This window comes from Bacteroides sp. AF32-8BH (genome assembly GCF_003435205.1).
Taxonomy (GTDB): Bacteria; Bacteroidota; Bacteroidia; order Bacteroidales; family Bacteroidaceae; genus Bacteroides; species Bacteroides ovatus.
Genome location: NZ_QVLZ01000024.1, coordinates 63,030 through 82,066, shown reverse-complemented (window position 1 = coordinate 82,066; position 19,037 = coordinate 63,030). Strand labels below are relative to the sequence as shown.

The window sequence follows — 19,037 nt, the reverse complement described above, 5'->3', positions numbered from 1 at the left end:
ATAGCAGAAAAAATAGCAGACTGTGTCTCTTTTGAGGAGATTATAGTCTGCTATTTGAGCTTTTTACTCTATATAATGATATTGTGGTTTCTATTTTGCATCACAGAATGGCAATGAGTTTTTATTTGAGACTTAAAATCTCCTCTTTTGCACCTAATTCCTCATATACCTTTCCGTCTATAGTCAGATTCTTGGCATTCTTAACGTTTAATATATTGTTGCCTTTAGAAGATTCTACATAAATATTTTCCAAAGTAACTCCGTCTACCTGACTGATAACAACTCCATCCGCAGCTTCCGTCATCACAACGTTTTTAACGGTAATATTGCTGATGGGCATTTCCGGCAGTCCGTTGAAGAACATGGCACGTCCCGAACCTCTGCAAACAATATTGGAAATATGAATATTGCGGAAAGCAGGTGTTTCTTCTGTCACCGGAGGAATGGCAGTTTTCATACGGCTCAACAGATCTTCTTCCGATTCTTCACCGGCACCTTTTCCACCGTAGAACAAGTCGAACAATAAGGGTTCATTCGGAATATTAATCATATTGATATTGTTAATGTAGATGTTTTCTACCACACCGCCACGTCCGCGGGTACTCTTGAAACGTAAACCTACATCTGTACCCATAAATATGCAGTCCTCTACATAGATATTCTTCACACCGCCGGACATTTCACTACCTACCACGAATCCGCCATGTCCGTGCAATACTGTATTGTTTTTCACGATAACGTTCTGGCAAGGTTCTCCACGACGGCGTCCATCTTCGTCTTTACCGGATTTGATACAGATGGCATCATCTCCCGCATCAAACACACTATTGATAATCAGAGCGTTTTTACAAGATTCCAAGTCGATAGCATCACCGTTTTGAGAATACCAGGGGTTGATGACCATGATATTATTTACTGTGAAATCTTCGCAAGACAAGGGGTGCAGACACCAGCTTGGTGAGTTTTTGAAAGTAACGCCTTCCAACAGTACCTTTTTACTTTTGACGATACTCAACAGTACCGGACGTAACCACGGACGGATTTCTGCCCATTCTTCATCTGTGTTGATACCTTCGGGGACATTGAAGTCTTTGCAAGCCATTGCACCTTTCAGTGAGCCGGCAGTGGGATACCATATCTCTTGTTTCTCGTCGAGAACACCTCCCGAGTTTACCAGCTTTTTCCATTGTGAAGCAGTCAGCTTTCCTTTTTTTACCGGACGCCAGCAGTCACCGTTTCCGTCAAATGTACCATGTCCGGTGATAGCTATATTTTCTGCATTGCGTGCTGAAATCGGCGATTGGCAACGACGAGTCTCGAGTCCTTCGAAAGAAGTGGCAATGATAGGATATGCTTCAAAATCACCAGTAAAAAGTACGAGCGCATTTTGTTCCGTATATAGATTTACATTGCTCAACAGCTCGATCGGACCAGTCAACCAGACACCTTCCGGGATAATCACTTTACCCCCTCCGCGTTGATTCACGTCTTTAATAGCATCGTTGATAGCTTTGGTATTCAGGAACAGACCGTCTCCTTTGGCTCCGAATTTCTCAATGTTTACTTCGTAAGCAGGGAAAACCGGTTGCTGTACTTTCGGCATTTCAAAAGGTAAATTCTGGTAAAGAGCGTCACTGATTGAGCTTTCTTTTACAGCAGTCTCGCTTTGTTTACATCCCGATGAGATAAACGGTAAACAGCATACGGCCATCCAGAAGAGTCTTTTTGTCAATGTGTTCATTTAGTAACTTAATTTCTATAGGGTTATACATCTATTGTTTTTCTTGGTAGTTGGTTGATGATTAATAAGGATGATTTCATAATTCTTATGTCCTTCCGCAGGCGATCTGTCGCAGGCAGCCTGCAGGAGAGGAATAAGACGAATTCATGTTAACCTAATTCTAACCTTAAATAAATATTATGAAAAAACCTCTTAATTATCGATTGCAAAGATAGGTGGGAAAGCCTAAGGCGATGTGGACTAATTGATAGATTACGTGTATTTTTTGTCATTTCTGTCTATTATTTGCACACTTCTCGTGTTTTTATGCAGAAAGTTCCTATCTTTGCACAAAATTTAACTATTAAAAGATATGAGTTACAACTTGTTGAAAGGAAAAAGAGGTATTATCTTCGGTGCTTTGAACGATCAGTCTATTGCCTGGAAAGTGGCAGAGCGTGCCGTAGAAGAAGGTGCAACCATTACATTATCAAATACTCCGATGGCTATCCGTATGGGAGAAGTCGATGCTTTGGCCCAAAAATTAAATTGCCAAGTTGTTCCGGCAGACGCCACTAGCGTAGAAGATTTGGAGAATGTATTCAAGACCTCCATGGATATACTGGGTGGACAAATTGATTTTGTACTCCACTCTATCGGTATGTCTCCCAACGTGCGCAAGAAACGTACTTACGATGACCTTGACTATGGAATGTTGGATAAGACATTGGATATTTCAGCTGTTTCATTCCACAAAATGATTCAGTCGGCCAAGAAACTGAATGCTATTGCTGATTATGGTTCTATCGTTGCTTTGAGCTACGTAGCCGCACAGCGTACTTTCTATGGCTATAATGATATGGCAGATGCAAAGGCTTTGTTGGAGTCTATTGCTCGCAGCTTCGGTTACATTTATGGACGCGAACATAGCGTACGGGTGAACACGATTTCACAGTCGCCTACATTTACTACTGCCGGTTCGGGCGTGAAGGGTATGGACAAACTGTTCGACTTCTCCAACCGTATGTCTCCGCTCGGAAATGCAACGGCTGACGAATGTGCCGATTATTGCATCGTGATGTTCTCCGATCTTACCCGTAAGGTGACTATGCAGAACTTATTCCATGACGGTGGATTCTCCAGTGTAGGTATGAGTCTTCGTGCCATGGCTACTTACGAGAAAGGACTCGATGAGTATATGGACGAAAATGGTAACATCATTTACGGATAAAAAAATATGAAACTACGGATCTCTCTTCTTATTATTTTAATGAGTATGCTTTTCGCCTCCTGCGGGATAAGCACAGGAAAGGGTACGGAGCAGAAGGAAGAAGAGATTTCTGTTCTGAGATATGATAAGCTGTTGAGCGAATATGTTCGCTCCAACAGTTTTTCTGCTATGCAGAAGTTGACGATGGACTACCGTATGCCGACGAAAATCCTGATTGAGGATGTATTGTCTATCGGTACAGTGAAAGATGATACCATCTCGCAACGTCTGCAAAAATTCTATTCGGATACGACTTTGGTTCGTTTGCTTAGCGATGTAGAAGCAAAATATCCTAATCTGGATGAAGTGGAAAAAGGACTTAGCAAAGGATTTCGGAAACTGAAAAAGGAAGTGCCTGATACGAAAGTGCCGTTTATCTATTCGCAAGTATCCGCTTTCAACGAATCTATTATTTTAGTGGATTCTTTATTGGGAATCAGTCTTGATAAATATATGGGGGAAGATTATCCTCTTTATAAGCGTTTCTATTACGATTATCAATGTCGCTCGATGCGTCCGGAACGGATTGTGCCGGATTGTTTTGCTTTTTATCTTTTGAGCCGTTATGGAATGAACTATCATGAGGGTACTTGTTTGATTGACTTGATGATGCATACGGGGAAGATCAATTACGTAGTGCAAAACTTATTGGGATATAGTGATATTGGTGAAGCAATGGGGTATTCTAAGGAGGAAAGCGACTGGTGCAAGGATAATGAAAAGGAGATATGGAATTATATCTGTACCAACGATCATCTGCATGCTCGTGACCCGATGGTGATCCGCTATTATATGAAGCCTGCTCCTGCTGTTGATATGTTGGGTGCTCAAGCTCCGGCATTGATAGGTACATGGATGGGAGCAAGAATCATTGCTTCTTACATGAAAAAGCATAAGGATATGAAGCTGAAAGATCTTCTGGAATTTACTGATTACCACGAAATGTTAAGTGAATCCAACTACCTGGCTTCCTGAATCGTTTCTCTTTCTTATTTCTCAATTTTTAATTTTCAATTCTCAATTTAATAAGTGGAAACTGCCCTTTATTTGTTGCCCGTGACTTTAGGCGATACACCTATTGAAAAGGTGTTGCCTTCTTATAATAAGGAAATTATTTCCGGTATCCGGTATTTTATAGTCGAAGATGTTCGTTCTGCCCGTCGTTTCCTGAAAAAGGTGGACCGGGAGATTGATATTGATGCGTTGACATTTTATCCGTTGAACAAACATACTTCACCTGAAGATATTTCCGGTTATCTGCAACCTTTGGTAGGCGGAGCTTCAATGGGAGTTATCTCCGAAGCCGGTTGTCCGGCGGTAGCTGATCCGGGAGCGGATGTGGTTGCCATCGCACAACGTAAAAAACTGAAGGTAGTTCCTTTGGTTGGACCCTCTTCAATTATTCTTTCCGTGATGGCTTCGGGCTTTAACGGGCAGAGCTTTGCGTTTCATGGTTATCTGCCGATTGAACCGGGGGAACGTGCCAAGAAACTGAAAACATTGGAGCAGCGTGTGTATGCTGAAAATCAGACACAACTTTTCATTGAGACGCCTTACCGGAATCATAAGATGATAGAAGATATTTTGTTAAACTGTCGTCCTCAAACAAAGCTTTGTATTGCTGCCGATATTACATGTGAAGGAGAGTATATACAGACGCGTACTGTGAAGGACTGGAAGGGACATGTGCCTGAATTGTCTAAGATTCCCTGTATTTTTCTCTTATATAAATAACGCCTTTCAGGTGTTCATATTCATCTTCGAAACAGCTACTGAAGAAGCCTTTTCCCAAGTTTTCCTCTATCTGTTTGAAGCTCCATAGCTTACTGTTCTTAAAGCGAGGGGTACAAAGGATGGAATCATCCTTGATATCAACGATGAATAAGTAGATAAGACGATTGGTTACTTCATTCTCAAAGTGATAAACGATATTGAACTCTGGCTTGATATCTTTTTCGTGCGGGAAAGCATTGTTAATCAAACGGGTGGCACCCGCCTCTAAAGATTCTCCATATCGGAGATAACATTCCATGGGAATGTCCACTTTTCCTTTGTCCAAAATGGCTGTTGACGGTCTGTCGCAAAGGAACAGCATTCCATGAGTGGATATGGCAATTCTTATCACCGGATTGATGTATGCGTTCTTATAATTAACAGCTTCTATCGCAGGGGTTTTCCCGATCACGTCTCCTTTGGTATTCACAATAGGAACATATTCTGTGTGAGACATTAGGTGATTGAAGAAACGGATAGCGATCTGGTTGAACAGGATGCTCATAAGAAAGACAGTAGGAGGTAACACTTTATAGAGTACAAACAGACTTGTCTTACTTAGTGGGTTTTGGAAAATGACGGTGATGCTGATTATAATAAAATGCAGTATTCCGAAAATCAAGGCAATGCGAGCAGATACAACGGCGGCTTCTGCTCCCTGAGCATATAAACGTTTGTTGCAAGAACCTATCTGTTTTAAGAAGTGGTTGATAAACCTTTTCTTATGCATATAAAGACTTAGCATTGGAATGAGAATACTGACTTCCAGAGTAAGCGGGAGCGCACCGGGGGGAACATAATCACCAGGAATGAGAGCTGCTACGGATAATAGTGCCAGCACTCCGGTCGCTATATAGAGGATAAAATTAGGAATTAACAATCCTTTACGTCGATAAGAAAGGTATATTCCTATAATACCTATACCTGTACCGATGTAAATAGCCGTGTCTTGCGTTATAAGTTCACACAATAAAATGGAAATAATAACGGGGATAAAACCCAGCGACATGTTAAATGCGGAAGAAAGTATTCCTTTATGATCCATCTCTATATTTATGTTTATTTGTCGGTTCTATCTATAAAACAAATAGTGTATGTGTTTTGTTTGCTAACGAATATGTTTCTCTGCATGGTAGGAGGAACGAACAAGGGGAGCACTCTCTACGATGTTGAATCCTTTCTCTAAACCAACTGTTTTATATTTTGTGAATTGCAGCGGAGTGATGTATGCCACAACGGGATAATGCCGATGACTCGGTTGCAGGTATTGCCCTATGGTAAGAATCTGGCAACCGGTTGCTAACAGATCGTCCATCAATGTTTCGACTTCCTCCGGAGTTTCACCCAGTCCGACCATTATGCCGCTTTTAGATTTGACTCCCTTTTCGGAAATATGTCTGATAACCTGTAAGCTTGTATTATAATTTGCTGCACTGCGGACTAGTGGACTAATGCGGCGCACAGTTTCCATATTGTGTGATATGATGTCGGGGCCGGCGTCAATTACTAAATCTACTAACTCCATTCTGCCTTGAAAATCCGGAATCAGTACTTCAATGGTTGTCTGTGGATTCAACCGTTTTATTTCCCGGATGGTACGTGCCCAATGCTCTGCACCCAAATCAGGTAAATCATCCCGGTCTACAGAGGTGATGACGGCATGATCCAATTTCATCAGTGCGATGGATTCTGCTACATGGGTAGGCTCGTTTGCATCTAACGGATGGGGACGTCCTGTCTGTGTGTTGCAAAATTTACAGCTACGCGTGCAGATGTCACCGCCAATCATGAAGGTGGCTGTTCCTTTTCCCCAACATTCCCCCATATTAGGGCAACGCCCACTGCTGCATATCGTGTGCAAGCAGTGGGAGTCGACAATTCGCTTTGTTTCGGTGTATCGTTCGTTGGCACCGATATTAATTTTCAGCCATTCGGGCTTACGTACTCTATCCGTCATTATAAGTTGTTCAAGAAGAAGTTGGTCAACCGTGTGTACAAGTGTTGGCGGGTGTTGCCACCATATATTCCATGATTACGGTTCGTGTACACTTGCATATCAAATTGTTTTCCAAGCTGAACTAACTGTTCGGCATATTCTGCACAGTTCTGGAAGTGAACATTGTCATCTGCCATACCATGTACCAGCAACAAGTTGCCATGAAGTTTGTCGGCACGGGTGAAGGCTGATGATTCCTTATATCCTTCCGCATTTTCTTTGGGAGTGCGCATGAAACGTTCGGTGTAAATCGTATCATAGAAACGCCAGTCGGTTGGTGCGGCTACTGCTACTCCGGCTTTGAATACGGGAGTTCCTTCGCTCATGCTCATAAGAGTCATGTATCCGCCATAACTCCAACCCCAGATACCGATGCGGTCTTTGTCCACATACGCTTGTTTGCCTAGGTAAAGCGCTGTTTCCACCTGGTCTTTGGCTTCTTTGACGCCAATTTTTAAATAGGTACATTTCTCAAAAGCTTCTCCACGGCCTCCAGTGCCACGACCATCTACACATACCACGATATAACCGAGGCTTGCCATGTATGTCTCCCAGCTGATTCCCCAAGTATCCAATACCTGTTGGGAACCCGGGCCACTATATTGATACATCAGTACCGGATATTTTTTGGATGCGGAGAAATTAACCGGTTTCATCATCCAGCCATTCAACTTCACGCCATCTGTAGTCTGGAAAGTAAAGAACTCTTTTTGTGGTACTGCATATCCGGACAATGTTTGCTTCAACGCATCATTTGTAATAAGCGTTTTGAGCGTTTTGCCTGAATTATCGTTCAAGGTAACCAACATAGGAGTATCCAAGTTGGAGAACTTGTTCATATAATACTTCATCGATTTGCTGAAGAGAGGCGTATTGGTTCCTGCCTGTTGAGACAATTTGGTCTTTTTGCCTTTCTTATCTATTTTATAGACAGCCTTGCGCAGAGGACTCTCTTCGTTGCTGGTATAATAGAAATAACCATCTTCTTCATCATATCCCAGAAAATCTTTCACTTCGAACTTGCCGTTAGTAACCTTTTTAATCAAGTTACCTCCCATGCTATACCAATAGAGATGACTGTAACCGTCACGTTCGCTAAGCATGCTGAAATATTCGGGATAGAACTGGATGTTATCGAAAATATTCTCCTTTATGTAATAAGGAGATTCATCACGGAGCATTAGTTTGCAAAGTGTTGAGCGAGGATCGGCAAAGTAAAGGTCGAAACGGTCTTGATGACGGTTTAATGTCATGATAGCCAATTTGTTGGCATCCTTTGTGAAACGGATGCGTGGAATGTATCCATCTGCATCCAGCGGGAGTTTCATCGTACGGGTGACGTGTGACTTGATGTCATACGTGCGTACTTCTACTTTCGAATTCGGGTATCCGGCTTTCGGATACTTGTAGGTATATTCACCCGGATAATCTTTTAAGGCATCAATACGGGGTGCCTGTCCGGCAAATACCGGAAAAGAGTAGGAGGGAACTTCTGACTCATCGAAGCGGATGAAAGCGATCAGTGTATTATCAGCGCTGAATTCCAAAGCACGGTCGAAACCGAACTCTTCTTCATACACCCAGTCGGGGATGCCGTTGAGTACAGAGTTCTGTTTGCCATCCTCCGTAATCTGGCTTTCACTGTTGCCATAAAGCAGCTTAACAAGAAATATGTTATTGTTGCGGACAAAAGCAATCATTGTACCGTCTGGAGAAAAGACGGGGACCTGTTGAGGTCCACCGTCAGACAGCCGTTCAATAATGTTGTTTGTCGTAACGCCCTTATCATTTCGTTTCAAAGGGTAAATGTAATGTACAGCTGTGTATGAATGCCTATATATAGGTGTCGTTTTAGTAGCAATCAGCAATTTCTGACCGTCGGGCGAGAACTGGTAACTGTCGAAGTTCTTGAAGTCACATTCGCGTGTAGTGCTTACATCGAAAATCACTTCTACTTTCTCGCCTGTTTTGAAAGAGTATTTAATGATCTGCGTGCCGTCGGCGTTCATCTGCGTGTAGTGTTCGCCATCAGGCATGGGGATTACTCCCTGGATATTTTCCGGGCGGAAACGTCCGGAGGTGATATCTTTTAAATCGAGTGCCTTTTGTCCTTGTGCCATTCCGGTCAGACAGAGAAGGCAGAGTAATAAAGTGATGCTGATCTTTTTCATCTGCTTTTATAATCGGTTTTGGTTTTAATTCGTACTTGCAAAAGTAACAATAAACTTAGATTCAACAAAGCCTGACCGATTTTTATATAGATTTGATAAGGATTATTGGGTGAGATTCAATATCTTTGTGAAAAGGACTTTAAACATTACCACTATGAATTCAAAAAGAAAAGACTTGCAATATGCTTCTGTCTTCTTATTGGCCGTAGCATTGACATTCCTGTTGGGGAAGGGGGATAATCTGTGGTTGGTATCGTGGGGTGACTTGATACCGAGTTTGTTTGTGCTGTTCATAGCAGGTGATTGTTTGCATAGTTCCCTGCTCCGTATCAAACGCGGCGAAGAGGATGGAGGAGCCCGGTGGAGTACTTGTTTCACTTTTCTGGTATTCAGTATTGTTTTTATGGGCGACTTATTTTATATTGGCAACTTTATTGTGAATAAACTGTGGGGCTAAAGGATTAGTAGAAATTCTGCTTCACAGGTATTTAATAGTAAGATTTTCTTCTTAACTATAGCTTTTAGTTTACTTTAACTAGATAAATTAGTTTATGAACTAAAACTTTTCGTTATTTGCAGCAAACAAATTTGCAGATATGAAAGGATTAACAGCAAAAGAAGAAGAAATCATGGGCTTTTTTTGGGAAAAAGGTCCCTTGTTCGTGAAGGAAATGTTGGCTTTCTATGAAGATCCCAAGCCACATTTCAATACATTATCTACGATTGTGCGTGGGTTGGAAGAAAAAGGTTTTCTAGCTCATTATACTTTCGGAAATACCTATCAATATTATCCCGTAGTCAGTGAAGAAGATTTTCGTAAAGGAACGCTGCGGAATGTGATTAGTAAGTATTTTAATAATTCTTACCTGAATGCCGTTTCTTCTTTAGTTAAAGAGGAAGATATTTCCTTGGATGAATTGAAACAGCTCATCGAGGAAGTGGAACAGGCTGACAAAAAACACTAATCTATTAAACGAAAATCTATGCTATGGGAGTTTTCTTCATTTATATATTAAAATCATCTGTTTGTCTTATTCTGTTTTACCTGTTTTTCCGGTTATTACTTAGCAAGGAAACCTTTCATCGTTTCAATCGTATGGCTTTATTGGGAGTGTTGTTCTTTTCATTACTCATTCCTTGTATCGAAGTAACTACCCGGCATCAGGTTGAAGTGCATCAGGCTGTGCTCTCCATTGAGCAATTGCTATTGATGGCAGAGTTGGAGGCTACTCCTGCCAATGTCGGTGCAGTGCAGGAGACGCCGACTATATCTTGGGTACAGATTGTTCTGCTGGTCTATCTGGCGGGTATTCTGTTTCTTGTCTGTCGCAATATCTATTCTTTGATTTGTCTCTTCCGGTTGGTACATTCCGGCAAACATGAGAAGTTGGAGAAAGGGGTTACACTTGTGGTGCACAATCAGGAGATAGCTCCGTTCAGTTGGATGAAGTATATTGTCATCAGCCGGAAAGACCTGGAGGAAAACGGGAGGGAAATCCTTATTCATGAAATGGCTCATATCCACCATCGTCATTCAGTAGATTTATTGGTGGCGGATATTTGCATCTTTTTCCAATGGTTCAATCCTGGTGCATGGTTGTTGAAACAGGAGTTGCAGAACATTCACGAATATGAAGCGGACGAGACCGTCATTAATGAGGGTGTAAACGCGAAAGAATATCAACTATTATTAATAAAAAAAGCCGTTGGCACAAGGCTCTACTCTATGGCCAACAGCTTTAATCACAGTAAACTTAAAAAACGTATCACTATGATGTTAAAAGAAAAATCGAATCCGTGGGCACGGTTGAAGTATTTGTATGTACTTCCGTTGGCAGCTATTGCAGTAACTGCTTTTGCCCGTCCTGAAATCTCTGAAAAAATGGAAGAAATTTCTGCTGTCAAAGTTAATGATTTGGCGGAAATTGTGCAAGAAAAGGTGCTGCAAGATACAGTAAAAGTATCTAAAGACGAGAAGAAAGATGCTTTGGTAGTGACTGGCGTGAAATCGAAAGAGGAGGAAGAAATTGTTATTTTTGAGGTTGTAGAGCAGATGCCGGAATATCCTGGTGGTATGAGTGCACTGCAAAAATATCTGTCGGAGAAAATAGCTGGTTCTCCAATAAAAGGTAAAGTGGGCGGTAGAGTGATGGTAGGTTTCACTGTGGCTGAAACCGGGAAGATAAAAGATGTACGTGTACTTCAGTCGGATGAAGCGTCATTAAATCAGGAAGCCGAAAGAATTGTCAGTGAAATGCCGGATTGGATTCCCGGAAAGCAACGAGGCAGACCTGTACCAGTGAAATATACTGTCCCTATAAGATTTGGGAATATCAGATTTGCAGAGAATAAGCAGCCTTTGATTTTTGCTGATGGCAAGGAGATTAGTATGGATGCTATGGAAAAGCTGGACCCGTCAACAATAGAAAGTATATCTGTGTTGAAAGATTCTACTTCGATAAAAGTGTATGGTAAACGTGGTGCGAACGGGGTGATACTTGTGAATACTCAACGAGGCAGTAAGACTAAAATACAGAATAAGGAAATCAGTTTTTCACAAAAAACAACCAGTACAGATGCTGTTCCCGATTTTCCGGTTAGTGGAACTGTTGTTGACGAGCAGGGGCGTCCGAAGGCTGGAGTCAGCATTATTGTGCCTAATACAAATCATGGTACGATAACGGATATAAATGGTCATTTTAGTCTGAAAGCAATGAAAGACGGCAATCTGTGGTTCTCATTTATTGGATATAAGCCAGTAAAAGCTTCTGTATCTTCTACGATGAATATACGAATGGAGCAGGAAGTGGTTGACCTGTTTCCTGAACTTTCAGGCAGTGTGAAAAATGGAAATACAGGGTTTAAGGTGAATAATGGTGTAACTGTGCATGGGATAAAAGGCGAAGAGCCTTTAGTCATTATAGACGGGAAAGAAGCTATGGAGAAAGATGCGTTGTCTAAGCTTGCGCCGGACCATATAAAAAGTATTTCTGTGCTGAAAAATAAATCAGCACAGGTTGTCTACGGAGACAAAGGAAAGAATGGGGTGATTATTGTAGAAATGTTGACGGATGATGAATATCAGACCCGTCAGAACAAGAAATAGAAGAAATCATGCATTGATTTGTTGACGGAGGTACGCTAGTATCTCCGTTTCTTGTTCCGGATGGAACCATTGTATTTCTTCATCTCTTTTGAACCAAGTCATCTGTTTACGCGAATAAATGCGGGAGTTTTGCTTGATTTTATCTATGGCAAAGGGGAGTTCCCATTCTCCATCCAGATACTTGAACAGTTCTTTATAACCTACTGTATTGAGCGAATTGAGGTGGCGATAGGGAAGTACCGAGCGTACTTCTTCCAGTAATCCTTCCTCCATCATTTGATCTACCCGACGGTTGATACGGTCATACAACTCTTCCCGGTCGCGAGTCAGACCGATTTTTAGAATGCGGAAAGGACGTTGCTTTTTTTGTTGGGTGCGGAAAGAGGTATAAGTGCGTCCGGTCATATAGCAAATTTCCAATGCATGAATTACCCGTTTGGGATTCTTTAGATCCACTATCCGATAATATTCCGGATCTAGCAGGCGAAGTTCTGCACAGAGTTGTTCAAGTCCTTCCTCCTCATATTTCTGTAGCATGAGTTGACGGGTTTCCGCATCAACGGTAGGAATATCGTCGATACCTTTACAGATAGCATCTACATACATCATTGAGCCACCTGTGAGAATCACGACCTCGTGTTGCGTAAATAATTTCTCGAGAATTTCCAACGCTTCTATTTCATATTGGGCGGCGCTGTAATAGTCTGTAAGGTGGAGTGTACCAACCAATTGATGAGGGACACGTTTAAGTTGATCGGGAGTAGGAGCTGCCGTGCCTATTTTTAATTCGGCATAAAGCTGTCTCGAATCGGCAGATACAATACTTGTCTGAAAAGTTTCTGCTAAGCGCAGGCTCAATTCCGTTTTCCCTACACCTGTAGGACCTATAAGAACGATGAGAGTAGGCATTGGGCTTTTAAGTATTAAGTATTGAGTATTAAGATGTGTGCGGAACTAAAAAATATTAGGTATTAACTGCCTGGCGCTGCATGGCAATTAATACCTAATACCTGGTACTTAATACTTAGAATTTTTCTTCTTCGTATGGAGTACTTGCGTCGCCACCTATGTCGAATCCTTCCTGATCGAAGTCTTCCATGTCGAAATCTTGGTCTCCATAGAAGTTTTCATCCAAATCAAGAGAACCGCTGGCAGCGGCCATTTCTTCAAAATCTACCGTTTGTTTAGGAGCATCTCCTGATTTCTTGGTACATTTGGCGCCATTCATATCTTTTCCGGTGATGATTTCGGATAGTTCGATGAAGAAACAACGTTCTGTTATGTAATCGAATACATATAGCAGTTTCTGTTTTTCATCTTCTACCAGTTCACTGATAGTAGTGTCTTTCATTACCCAGCTATCCATTTCCGGATTGTCGTCCATTTCTTCCAAGGTTACTTCTTTTCCTTTTTCCCAATCGTCATCGCAGATAAAGAAAGAAGTCATCTGGTCGTTTGTGTACCCTACTGATTTCAGTATTGCTTCATGGAAGTCATAAAAAGTAGCTTCCGGATCAATTTGTATTTCTCTGACAAAATCGTCAACTTCATCAGATATGATAGTAAATCTGTATATCATAATATGACTATTTTGAACTGTTTATTTAATGATACCACGTTCTGAATTACGGATGAAATCGATAATATAGTCAATTTCCGGACTTTTTTCAAATTCATCTTCTATTTTCTTCAATGCTTCTGTCGTGTTTAAACCACTTTGATAAATGATACGATATGCATTGTGAATACTTTCGATCACTTCATTGGCAAAACCACGACGGCGCAGGCCGATGATGTTGATTCCACTAAAAGCAATCGGTTCGCGTCCTGCGATGATGTAAGGAGGAATATCTTTACTGAAGCGGCATCCGCCCTGAATCATAACATGACTCCCTACATGACAGAATTGGTGCATTAATACATTAGCGCTGACAATCGCATTATCATCAATGATGATTTCACCTGCCATTTTGGTAGAGTTACCGATGATACATCCGTTACCAACCAATGCGTCGTGTGCTACGTGTACACCCTCCATCAGTAAATTGTTATTTCCTACAATCGTGCGCCCTTTAGCTGCTGTACCACGGTTGATTGTTACATTTTCACGAATCAGATTATTATCCCCGATTTCGGCTGTCGATTCCTCACCGCGAAACTTAAGGTCCTGCGGGATGGCTCCGATTACGGCACCCGGAAAAATAGTGTTTCTGTTACCAATACGTGAACCATATAAAATATTGGCGTTAGCCATAATTTTATTGTTGTCGCCGATAACTACGTTCTTATCTATAAATACGAAAGGCGCAATTTCTACATTTTCCCCAATTTTAGCTTCGGGATGAATATACGCTAAAGGACTTATCATGCTTTTAATATATCAATTATTACTTATTTTTCACTATTTGTGCCATGAACTCTGCTTCGCAAACAACTTTCTCGCCAACAAATGCATATCCTTTCATAGTAGAGATGCCACGGCGGATAGGTGCCAGCATTTCTACACGGAAGATAATAGTATCTCCCGGCACTACTTTCTGGCGAAATTTTACTCCATCTATTTTCATGAAATAGGTAGAATAACGTTCTGGTTCGTCTACTGAATTCAAAACGAGTAAACCACCGACTTGTGCCATTGCTTCTACTTGAAGTACTCCCGGCATAACAGGTTCTTGTGGGAAATGTCCCTGAAAGAAAGGTTCGTTAGCTGTGATATTTTTGATACCTACAATGTAGTTAGCACCAATCTCAATCACTTTGTCAACCAGTTGGAAAGGATAGCGGTGTGGCAATAATTCGCGGATACGGTTTACATCCATTACCGGCTCACGGTTACAGTCGTAACTTGGCGCCTGTATTTCGTGCAAACGGATTTCTTTCCGCATTTGGCGTGCAAACTTATTATTGATAGTATGTCCGGGACGGGTAGCAATGATCCGGCCTTTTATCGGTTTACCGATTAAAGCAAGGTCACCGATCACATCCAACAATTTGTGGCGGGCACATTCGTTTGCCCAAACCAACGGTTTGTGATTGATATAGCCTAATTGTTCAGCGTCCATGTGAGGTACTCTCATCACATCTGCCAACTTGTCGAAACTTTCCTGTGACATCTTACGCTCGTAGATTACGATTGCATTGTCCAGGTCACCCCCTTTAATCAATCCAGCGGAGAGCAGCGGTTCTATTTCGCGAACAAAGACGAAAGTACGGCTGGCGGCCACTTCGTCTTTGAAATTATGCATATCCTCAAGTGTAGCAAACTGATTCGGGATAATGGTTGAATCGTAAGAAACCAGTACATTCAGACTGAAATTCTCGTCAGGAAGTACGATGATAGAAGAACCAGTCGTTTCATCCCGGAACTCAATTTTAGACTTGATAATATAAAAGTCTTTGACGGCATTTTGTTCTACTGTTCCTACACGTTCTATTTCTTGTACATAATATTGTGCACTACCATCTAAAATAGGAAATTCCGGTCCGTTAACCTGAATAAGGCAGTTATCAATGCCCAATGCGTAGAGGGCTGCCATACCATGTTCAACGGTGCTTACTTTGACTCCATTCTTCGACAATACAGTACCACGAGTGGTTTCTGTCACATTGTCGGCTACTGCATCGATAGTTGGTTGTCCTTCTACGTCAATGCGCTGGATTTTATATCCATGATTGTCCGGAGCAGGATTAAATGTTACAGTGAGATCAAGTCCAGTGTGAAGACCTTTCCCGCTCAGTGAAAAGCTATCTTTCAGCGTTTTTTGTTTCAGCATTGGTTACTTATTTACTTATTTAATAGTTGTTTTAATTCTTCTATTTCTTTGCGCAAATTACGCAATTCTTTCTGCATATCCGGTAAGCTTCTTTGTGCGACGGATGCTTTGAAGTATTGCTTCAGTTCCATAGGAGGAGTTCCGATAAGCTGGCTACCGGATTTAATGTCTCCGGGTACACCTGACTGTGCACCTAAACCAACTTTGTCTCCTATTTTGGAATGTCCTGCAATACCTACCTGACCTCCGATCATACACCATTCACCAATTTTGGTAGAACCGGCAATTCCGGCTTGTGCAGCCATTACGGTATGTGAACCTATTTCATCATTATGTGCTATTTGTATCAGATTGTCTAATTTGACACCACTATGCACTACCGTAGCTCCCATTGTAGCACGGTCTACACAAGTATTAGCACCTATATCTACTTTATCTTCCAGAATAACAATTCCGATTTGCGGAATCTTATCGTATCCATTCGGAGTGGGAGCAAAACCAAATCCGTCAGCTCCAATCACTGCACCCGAGTGCAGGATACATTCGTTACCTATGCGGCAATCATGATAAACATTTACATTGGAGTACAGCAAGCAACTGTTGCCTATCTTCACGCCGTCTCCAACAAAAGTGTGTGGATAAATTTGGGTATTATCTCCAATCACGGTATTTTCACCAATATAGGCAAATGCACCGATGTATACGTTCTCACCAATTTTGGCGCTGGGTGCAACGAAAGCTAATGAATCTATACCTTGTTTCTTAGGCTTGCTCATCTCATAAAGATTGAGTAATTTAGCCAGACTTTCATATGCATTGTCTACTTTTATCAGAGTAGTTTTAATTTCGTGCTCGGGAGTGAAGTCCTTATTAACCAGGACAATGCTTGATTGTGTCTCGTAGATGTAAGGTGTATATTTGGGATTTGACAGGAAAGAAATTGCTCCGGGCATTCCCTCTTCAATTTTAGCGAATGTGTGTACCGTAGCGTTTTCGTCTCCAATGATTTCCCCTTGGATAAATGCTGCAATTTGCTTAGCCGAGAACTCCATGTCTTTAATTTAAAATTTAATTAGTTCACAAATAACGGATTTTTTTTTCAGATTTCCGTGTTATTGCATGAATATTTTATACTTATCTGTGTAATCTCTGATAGCAGAGATAGTATTTCTTTACCTTTTTGGACAATAATGAGATGTTCAGCATGTCCGATGCTTCGGCAATATTTTTGATAGTGCCGTCTTTGTAGATAATGTCAATACTGTCATCTGCCGGGTCATACATATTCTTTTCGATGCTGGGGGTAGAGACAAAATAGTTCGCTTCGGAAAGGGTTATACCTAATTGCTGGCTGATGTGCAAAGTTAATTCTTTTTTTCTGTCCTCACTAATCGGTTCCGATGAAATTTCCACTTTAAAGATATTTCGGTTTATCATTCCCGTGCTTAAAGTAGAAAGTACCTTGTCTGTATGGGTGCTCCACACTTTCAAGGCTGTCCATATATCATTGTCGTCTAGCTGGATAAAATTCTCCAGACAGTCGGGATTGTTATAAAACTCCGTAGGATTGATATCATTGTAAAGGAAAAAACGCAATGCGGGTGATGCAAACAGTTCCACTCCTTGTGATGCCAGTTCTTTGGCACGTAATAGAGTACTAATCAGCATCTTTTCGTATGCGACGGATGTCTTATGCAGGTATACTTGCCAGTACATCAAGCGACGTGCCGTGAGGAAATTCTCGATAGAATAGATCCCTTTGGATTCGATAACGAGTCGGTCATCCGCTACATCAAGCATTTTGATAATTCGGGCGGAACCGATGTTTCCTTCTGTCACGCCTGTATAAAAGCTGTCACGGCGAAGATAATCAAGTCTGTCCATATCCAACTGACCGCTTACGAGTTGATGCAGAAAGCGTTTCGGATATTCGTCCTTGAAGATTTGGATGGCAAGACTAAGCTGACCGTTCATCTCTTTGTTCATCCGTTCCATCAGCATGAGGGAAATCTCTTCGTGGGAGACTCCTTTTACTATAGTATCTTCCAGTACATGTGAGAAGGGACCATGTCCTATATCATGTAACAGGATGGCCGCCTGTACAGCTTCCGCTTCGCTGTCAAAAATAAAATTACCTTTAGAAGCCAGTTGGGTGATAGCTTCACTCATCAGGTGAAAAGCACCTAAAGAGTGTTGGAAGCGGGTGTGTTGCGCACCGGGGTATACAACAGATGATAATCCTACCTGCTTGATGCGGGTAAGACGCTGCAAAAGGGGATGCCGTACTATATCGTACAGTAACCCCTTTGGAATATTGATGAACCCGAATACGGGGTCGTTAATTATCTTTCTTTCGTAAGGCATTCGTTTTCTTTAGAGATCCTTTTTCTCTTTTCAGAGAATTGCTTTGAGTTGTTCAGCCATTTGCGCCTGTACTTCTTGTGCGGCGGTGCGGGCAGCTTCTGCAAATTTCTCTGTTTTATCTACGTAGATGATACCACGTGAGGAATTAACAATTAATCCGCATGTGCTGTTCATTCCGTATTTACAAACTTCTTCGAGCGAGCCGCCTTGTGCTCCTACACCTGGTACGAGAAGGAAATGGTTCGGAACAATTTTACGAATATCTTCGAAAGCACGTCCTTGAGTGGCACCTACCACATACATCATACGGTCGTCACTAGCCCATTCTTGTGATTTACGTAATACTTTCTCGAACAGACGTTCACCGTTTACATCTTCTGTTAGTTGGAAGTCATGTGAACCTTTGTTGGAAGTCAATGCCAACAGAATCACCCATTTACCTTCATAGGTAAGGAACGGAGTAACGCTGTCTTCGCCCATATAAGGAGCTACCGTTACAGAGTCGATATTAAGTTCTTCAAAGAAGGTGCGGGCGTACATTGCAGAAGTATTTCCGATGTCACCACGCTTTGCATCAGCGATGATGAATTGATTGGGATAGTTATCTTTGATGTATTTTACTGTCTTTTCAAATGCGATCCATCCTTTTACGCCCATGCTTTCATAGAAAGCCAGATTGGGCTTATAGGCGATGCACAAATCAGCTGTCGCGTCAATGATGGCTTTGTTGAATGCAAAGATCGGATCTTCTTCTTTCAACAGATGCTCCGGGATTTTCTTGATGTCAGTATCAAGTCCTACACAAAGGAATGATTTTTTGCGCTTTATGTTTTCAAATAATTGTTGCTTATCCATCTTATTATT

17 protein-coding genes are annotated in these 19,037 nt (G+C 41.6%); 6 read left to right on the top strand and 11 right to left on the bottom strand.

The window, feature by feature from the left end; all coding sequences use genetic code 11:
* Positions 1-121: 121 nt before the first annotated feature.
* The gene (locus DWZ47_RS17445) at positions 122-1,741 is read right to left on the bottom strand and encodes a glycoside hydrolase family 28 protein (RefSeq protein ID WP_117513966.1); all 1,620 of its coding nucleotides are present in this window, start codon (positions 1,739-1,741) and stop codon (positions 122-124) included.
* Positions 1,742-2,093: 352 nt separating this feature from the next.
* On the opposite strand from DWZ47_RS17445, the gene DWZ47_RS17440 reads away from it, so the two are divergent.
* The 3 genes from DWZ47_RS17440 to DWZ47_RS17430 are packed head-to-tail and all read left to right on the top strand — an operon-like array spanning position 2,094 to position 4,724.
* A complete protein-coding gene (locus DWZ47_RS17440; RefSeq protein ID WP_004324962.1) occupies positions 2,094-2,951 on the top strand; it encodes an enoyl-ACP reductase in 858 nt (285 codons plus the stop codon).
* Between the two features lie 6 nt (positions 2,952-2,957).
* Positions 2,958-3,965 carry a hypothetical protein gene (locus DWZ47_RS17435; RefSeq protein ID WP_008650833.1) on the top strand — a complete coding sequence of 336 codons (1,008 nt, stop codon included), beginning with the start codon at positions 2,958-2,960 and terminating at the stop codon, positions 3,963-3,965.
* Between the two features lie 54 nt (positions 3,966-4,019).
* Positions 4,020-4,724 (top strand): SAM-dependent methyltransferase, encoded by a 705-nt coding sequence (locus DWZ47_RS17430; RefSeq protein ID WP_004304520.1) that lies wholly within the window; start codon positions 4,020-4,022, stop codon positions 4,722-4,724.
* Here the strand turns inward: DWZ47_RS17430 and DWZ47_RS17425 are convergent.
* The 3 genes from DWZ47_RS17425 to DWZ47_RS17415 all read right to left on the bottom strand — a co-directional run bounded on the left by DWZ47_RS17425 (position 4,690) and on the right by DWZ47_RS17415 (position 8,930).
* Entirely contained in the window at positions 4,690-5,808 is a 1,119-nt protein-coding gene (locus tag DWZ47_RS17425; protein WP_004304521.1) for a hypothetical protein, read from the bottom strand. The two genes, DWZ47_RS17430 and DWZ47_RS17425, sit on opposite strands and share 35 nt — an antisense overlap.
* Before the next feature lie 63 nt (positions 5,809-5,871).
* Entirely contained in the window at positions 5,872-6,720 is an 849-nt protein-coding gene (lipA, locus tag DWZ47_RS17420) for a lipoyl synthase (protein ID WP_117513965.1), read from the bottom strand.
* The gene (locus DWZ47_RS17415; RefSeq protein WP_117513963.1) at positions 6,720-8,930 is read right to left on the bottom strand and encodes a S9 family peptidase; all 2,211 of its coding nucleotides are present in this window, start codon (positions 8,928-8,930) and stop codon (positions 6,720-6,722) included. The genes lipA and DWZ47_RS17415 overlap by 1 nt, the downstream gene beginning before the upstream one ends.
* 154 nt (positions 8,931-9,084) lie before the next feature.
* On the opposite strand from DWZ47_RS17415, the gene DWZ47_RS17410 reads away from it, so the two are divergent.
* From DWZ47_RS17410 to DWZ47_RS17400, 3 genes are all read left to right on the top strand, one after another.
* Positions 9,085-9,387, top strand: a complete 303-nt coding sequence (locus tag DWZ47_RS17410; RefSeq protein ID WP_004304524.1) for a hypothetical protein — start codon at positions 9,085-9,087, stop codon at positions 9,385-9,387.
* A gap of 139 nt (positions 9,388-9,526) precedes the next feature.
* Positions 9,527-9,895, top strand: coding sequence for a BlaI/MecI/CopY family transcriptional regulator (locus tag DWZ47_RS17405; RefSeq protein ID WP_004301694.1), 369 nt, complete (start codon positions 9,527-9,529; stop codon positions 9,893-9,895).
* Positions 9,896-9,918: 23 nt separating this feature from the next.
* Complete coding sequence (locus tag DWZ47_RS17400) at positions 9,919-12,036, top strand: M56 family metallopeptidase (protein ID WP_117513961.1); 2,118 nt, start codon at positions 9,919-9,921, stop codon at positions 12,034-12,036.
* Positions 12,037-12,042: 6 nt separating this feature from the next.
* Here DWZ47_RS17400 and miaA read toward each other — a convergent pair whose 3' ends face one another.
* The 7 genes from miaA to pyrF all read right to left on the bottom strand — a co-directional run bounded on the left by miaA (position 12,043) and on the right by pyrF (position 19,028).
* Positions 12,043-12,945 carry a tRNA (adenosine(37)-N6)-dimethylallyltransferase MiaA gene (miaA, locus tag DWZ47_RS17395; RefSeq protein WP_004304526.1) on the bottom strand — a complete coding sequence of 301 codons (903 nt, stop codon included), beginning with the start codon at positions 12,943-12,945 and terminating at the stop codon, positions 12,043-12,045.
* Positions 12,946-13,060: 115 nt separating this feature from the next.
* Positions 13,061-13,615 (bottom strand): IS1096 element passenger TnpR family protein, encoded by a 555-nt coding sequence (locus DWZ47_RS17390; RefSeq protein ID WP_115485228.1) that lies wholly within the window; start codon positions 13,613-13,615, stop codon positions 13,061-13,063.
* Between the two features lie 21 nt (positions 13,616-13,636).
* Positions 13,637-14,404, bottom strand: a complete 768-nt coding sequence (lpxA, locus tag DWZ47_RS17385) for an acyl-ACP--UDP-N-acetylglucosamine O-acyltransferase (protein WP_004304528.1) — start codon at positions 14,402-14,404, stop codon at positions 13,637-13,639.
* A gap of 19 nt (positions 14,405-14,423) precedes the next feature.
* Complete coding sequence (locus DWZ47_RS17380) at positions 14,424-15,809, bottom strand: bifunctional UDP-3-O-[3-hydroxymyristoyl] N-acetylglucosamine deacetylase/3-hydroxyacyl-ACP dehydratase (protein WP_004304529.1); 1,386 nt, start codon at positions 15,807-15,809, stop codon at positions 14,424-14,426.
* Positions 15,810-15,820: 11 nt separating this feature from the next.
* On the bottom strand, positions 15,821-16,861 hold the full coding sequence (lpxD, locus tag DWZ47_RS17375) for a UDP-3-O-(3-hydroxymyristoyl)glucosamine N-acyltransferase (RefSeq protein ID WP_004304530.1): 1,041 nt from the start codon (positions 16,859-16,861) through the stop codon (positions 15,821-15,823).
* 82 nt (positions 16,862-16,943) lie between these two features.
* On the bottom strand, positions 16,944-18,173 hold the full coding sequence (locus DWZ47_RS17370; protein ID WP_004304531.1) for an HD domain-containing protein: 1,230 nt from the start codon (positions 18,171-18,173) through the stop codon (positions 16,944-16,946).
* A 30-nt stretch (positions 18,174-18,203) separates the two neighbouring features.
* Positions 18,204-19,028, bottom strand: a complete 825-nt coding sequence (pyrF, locus tag DWZ47_RS17365) for an orotidine-5'-phosphate decarboxylase (protein ID WP_117513959.1) — start codon at positions 19,026-19,028, stop codon at positions 18,204-18,206.
* Positions 19,029-19,037 lie beyond the last annotated feature (9 nt).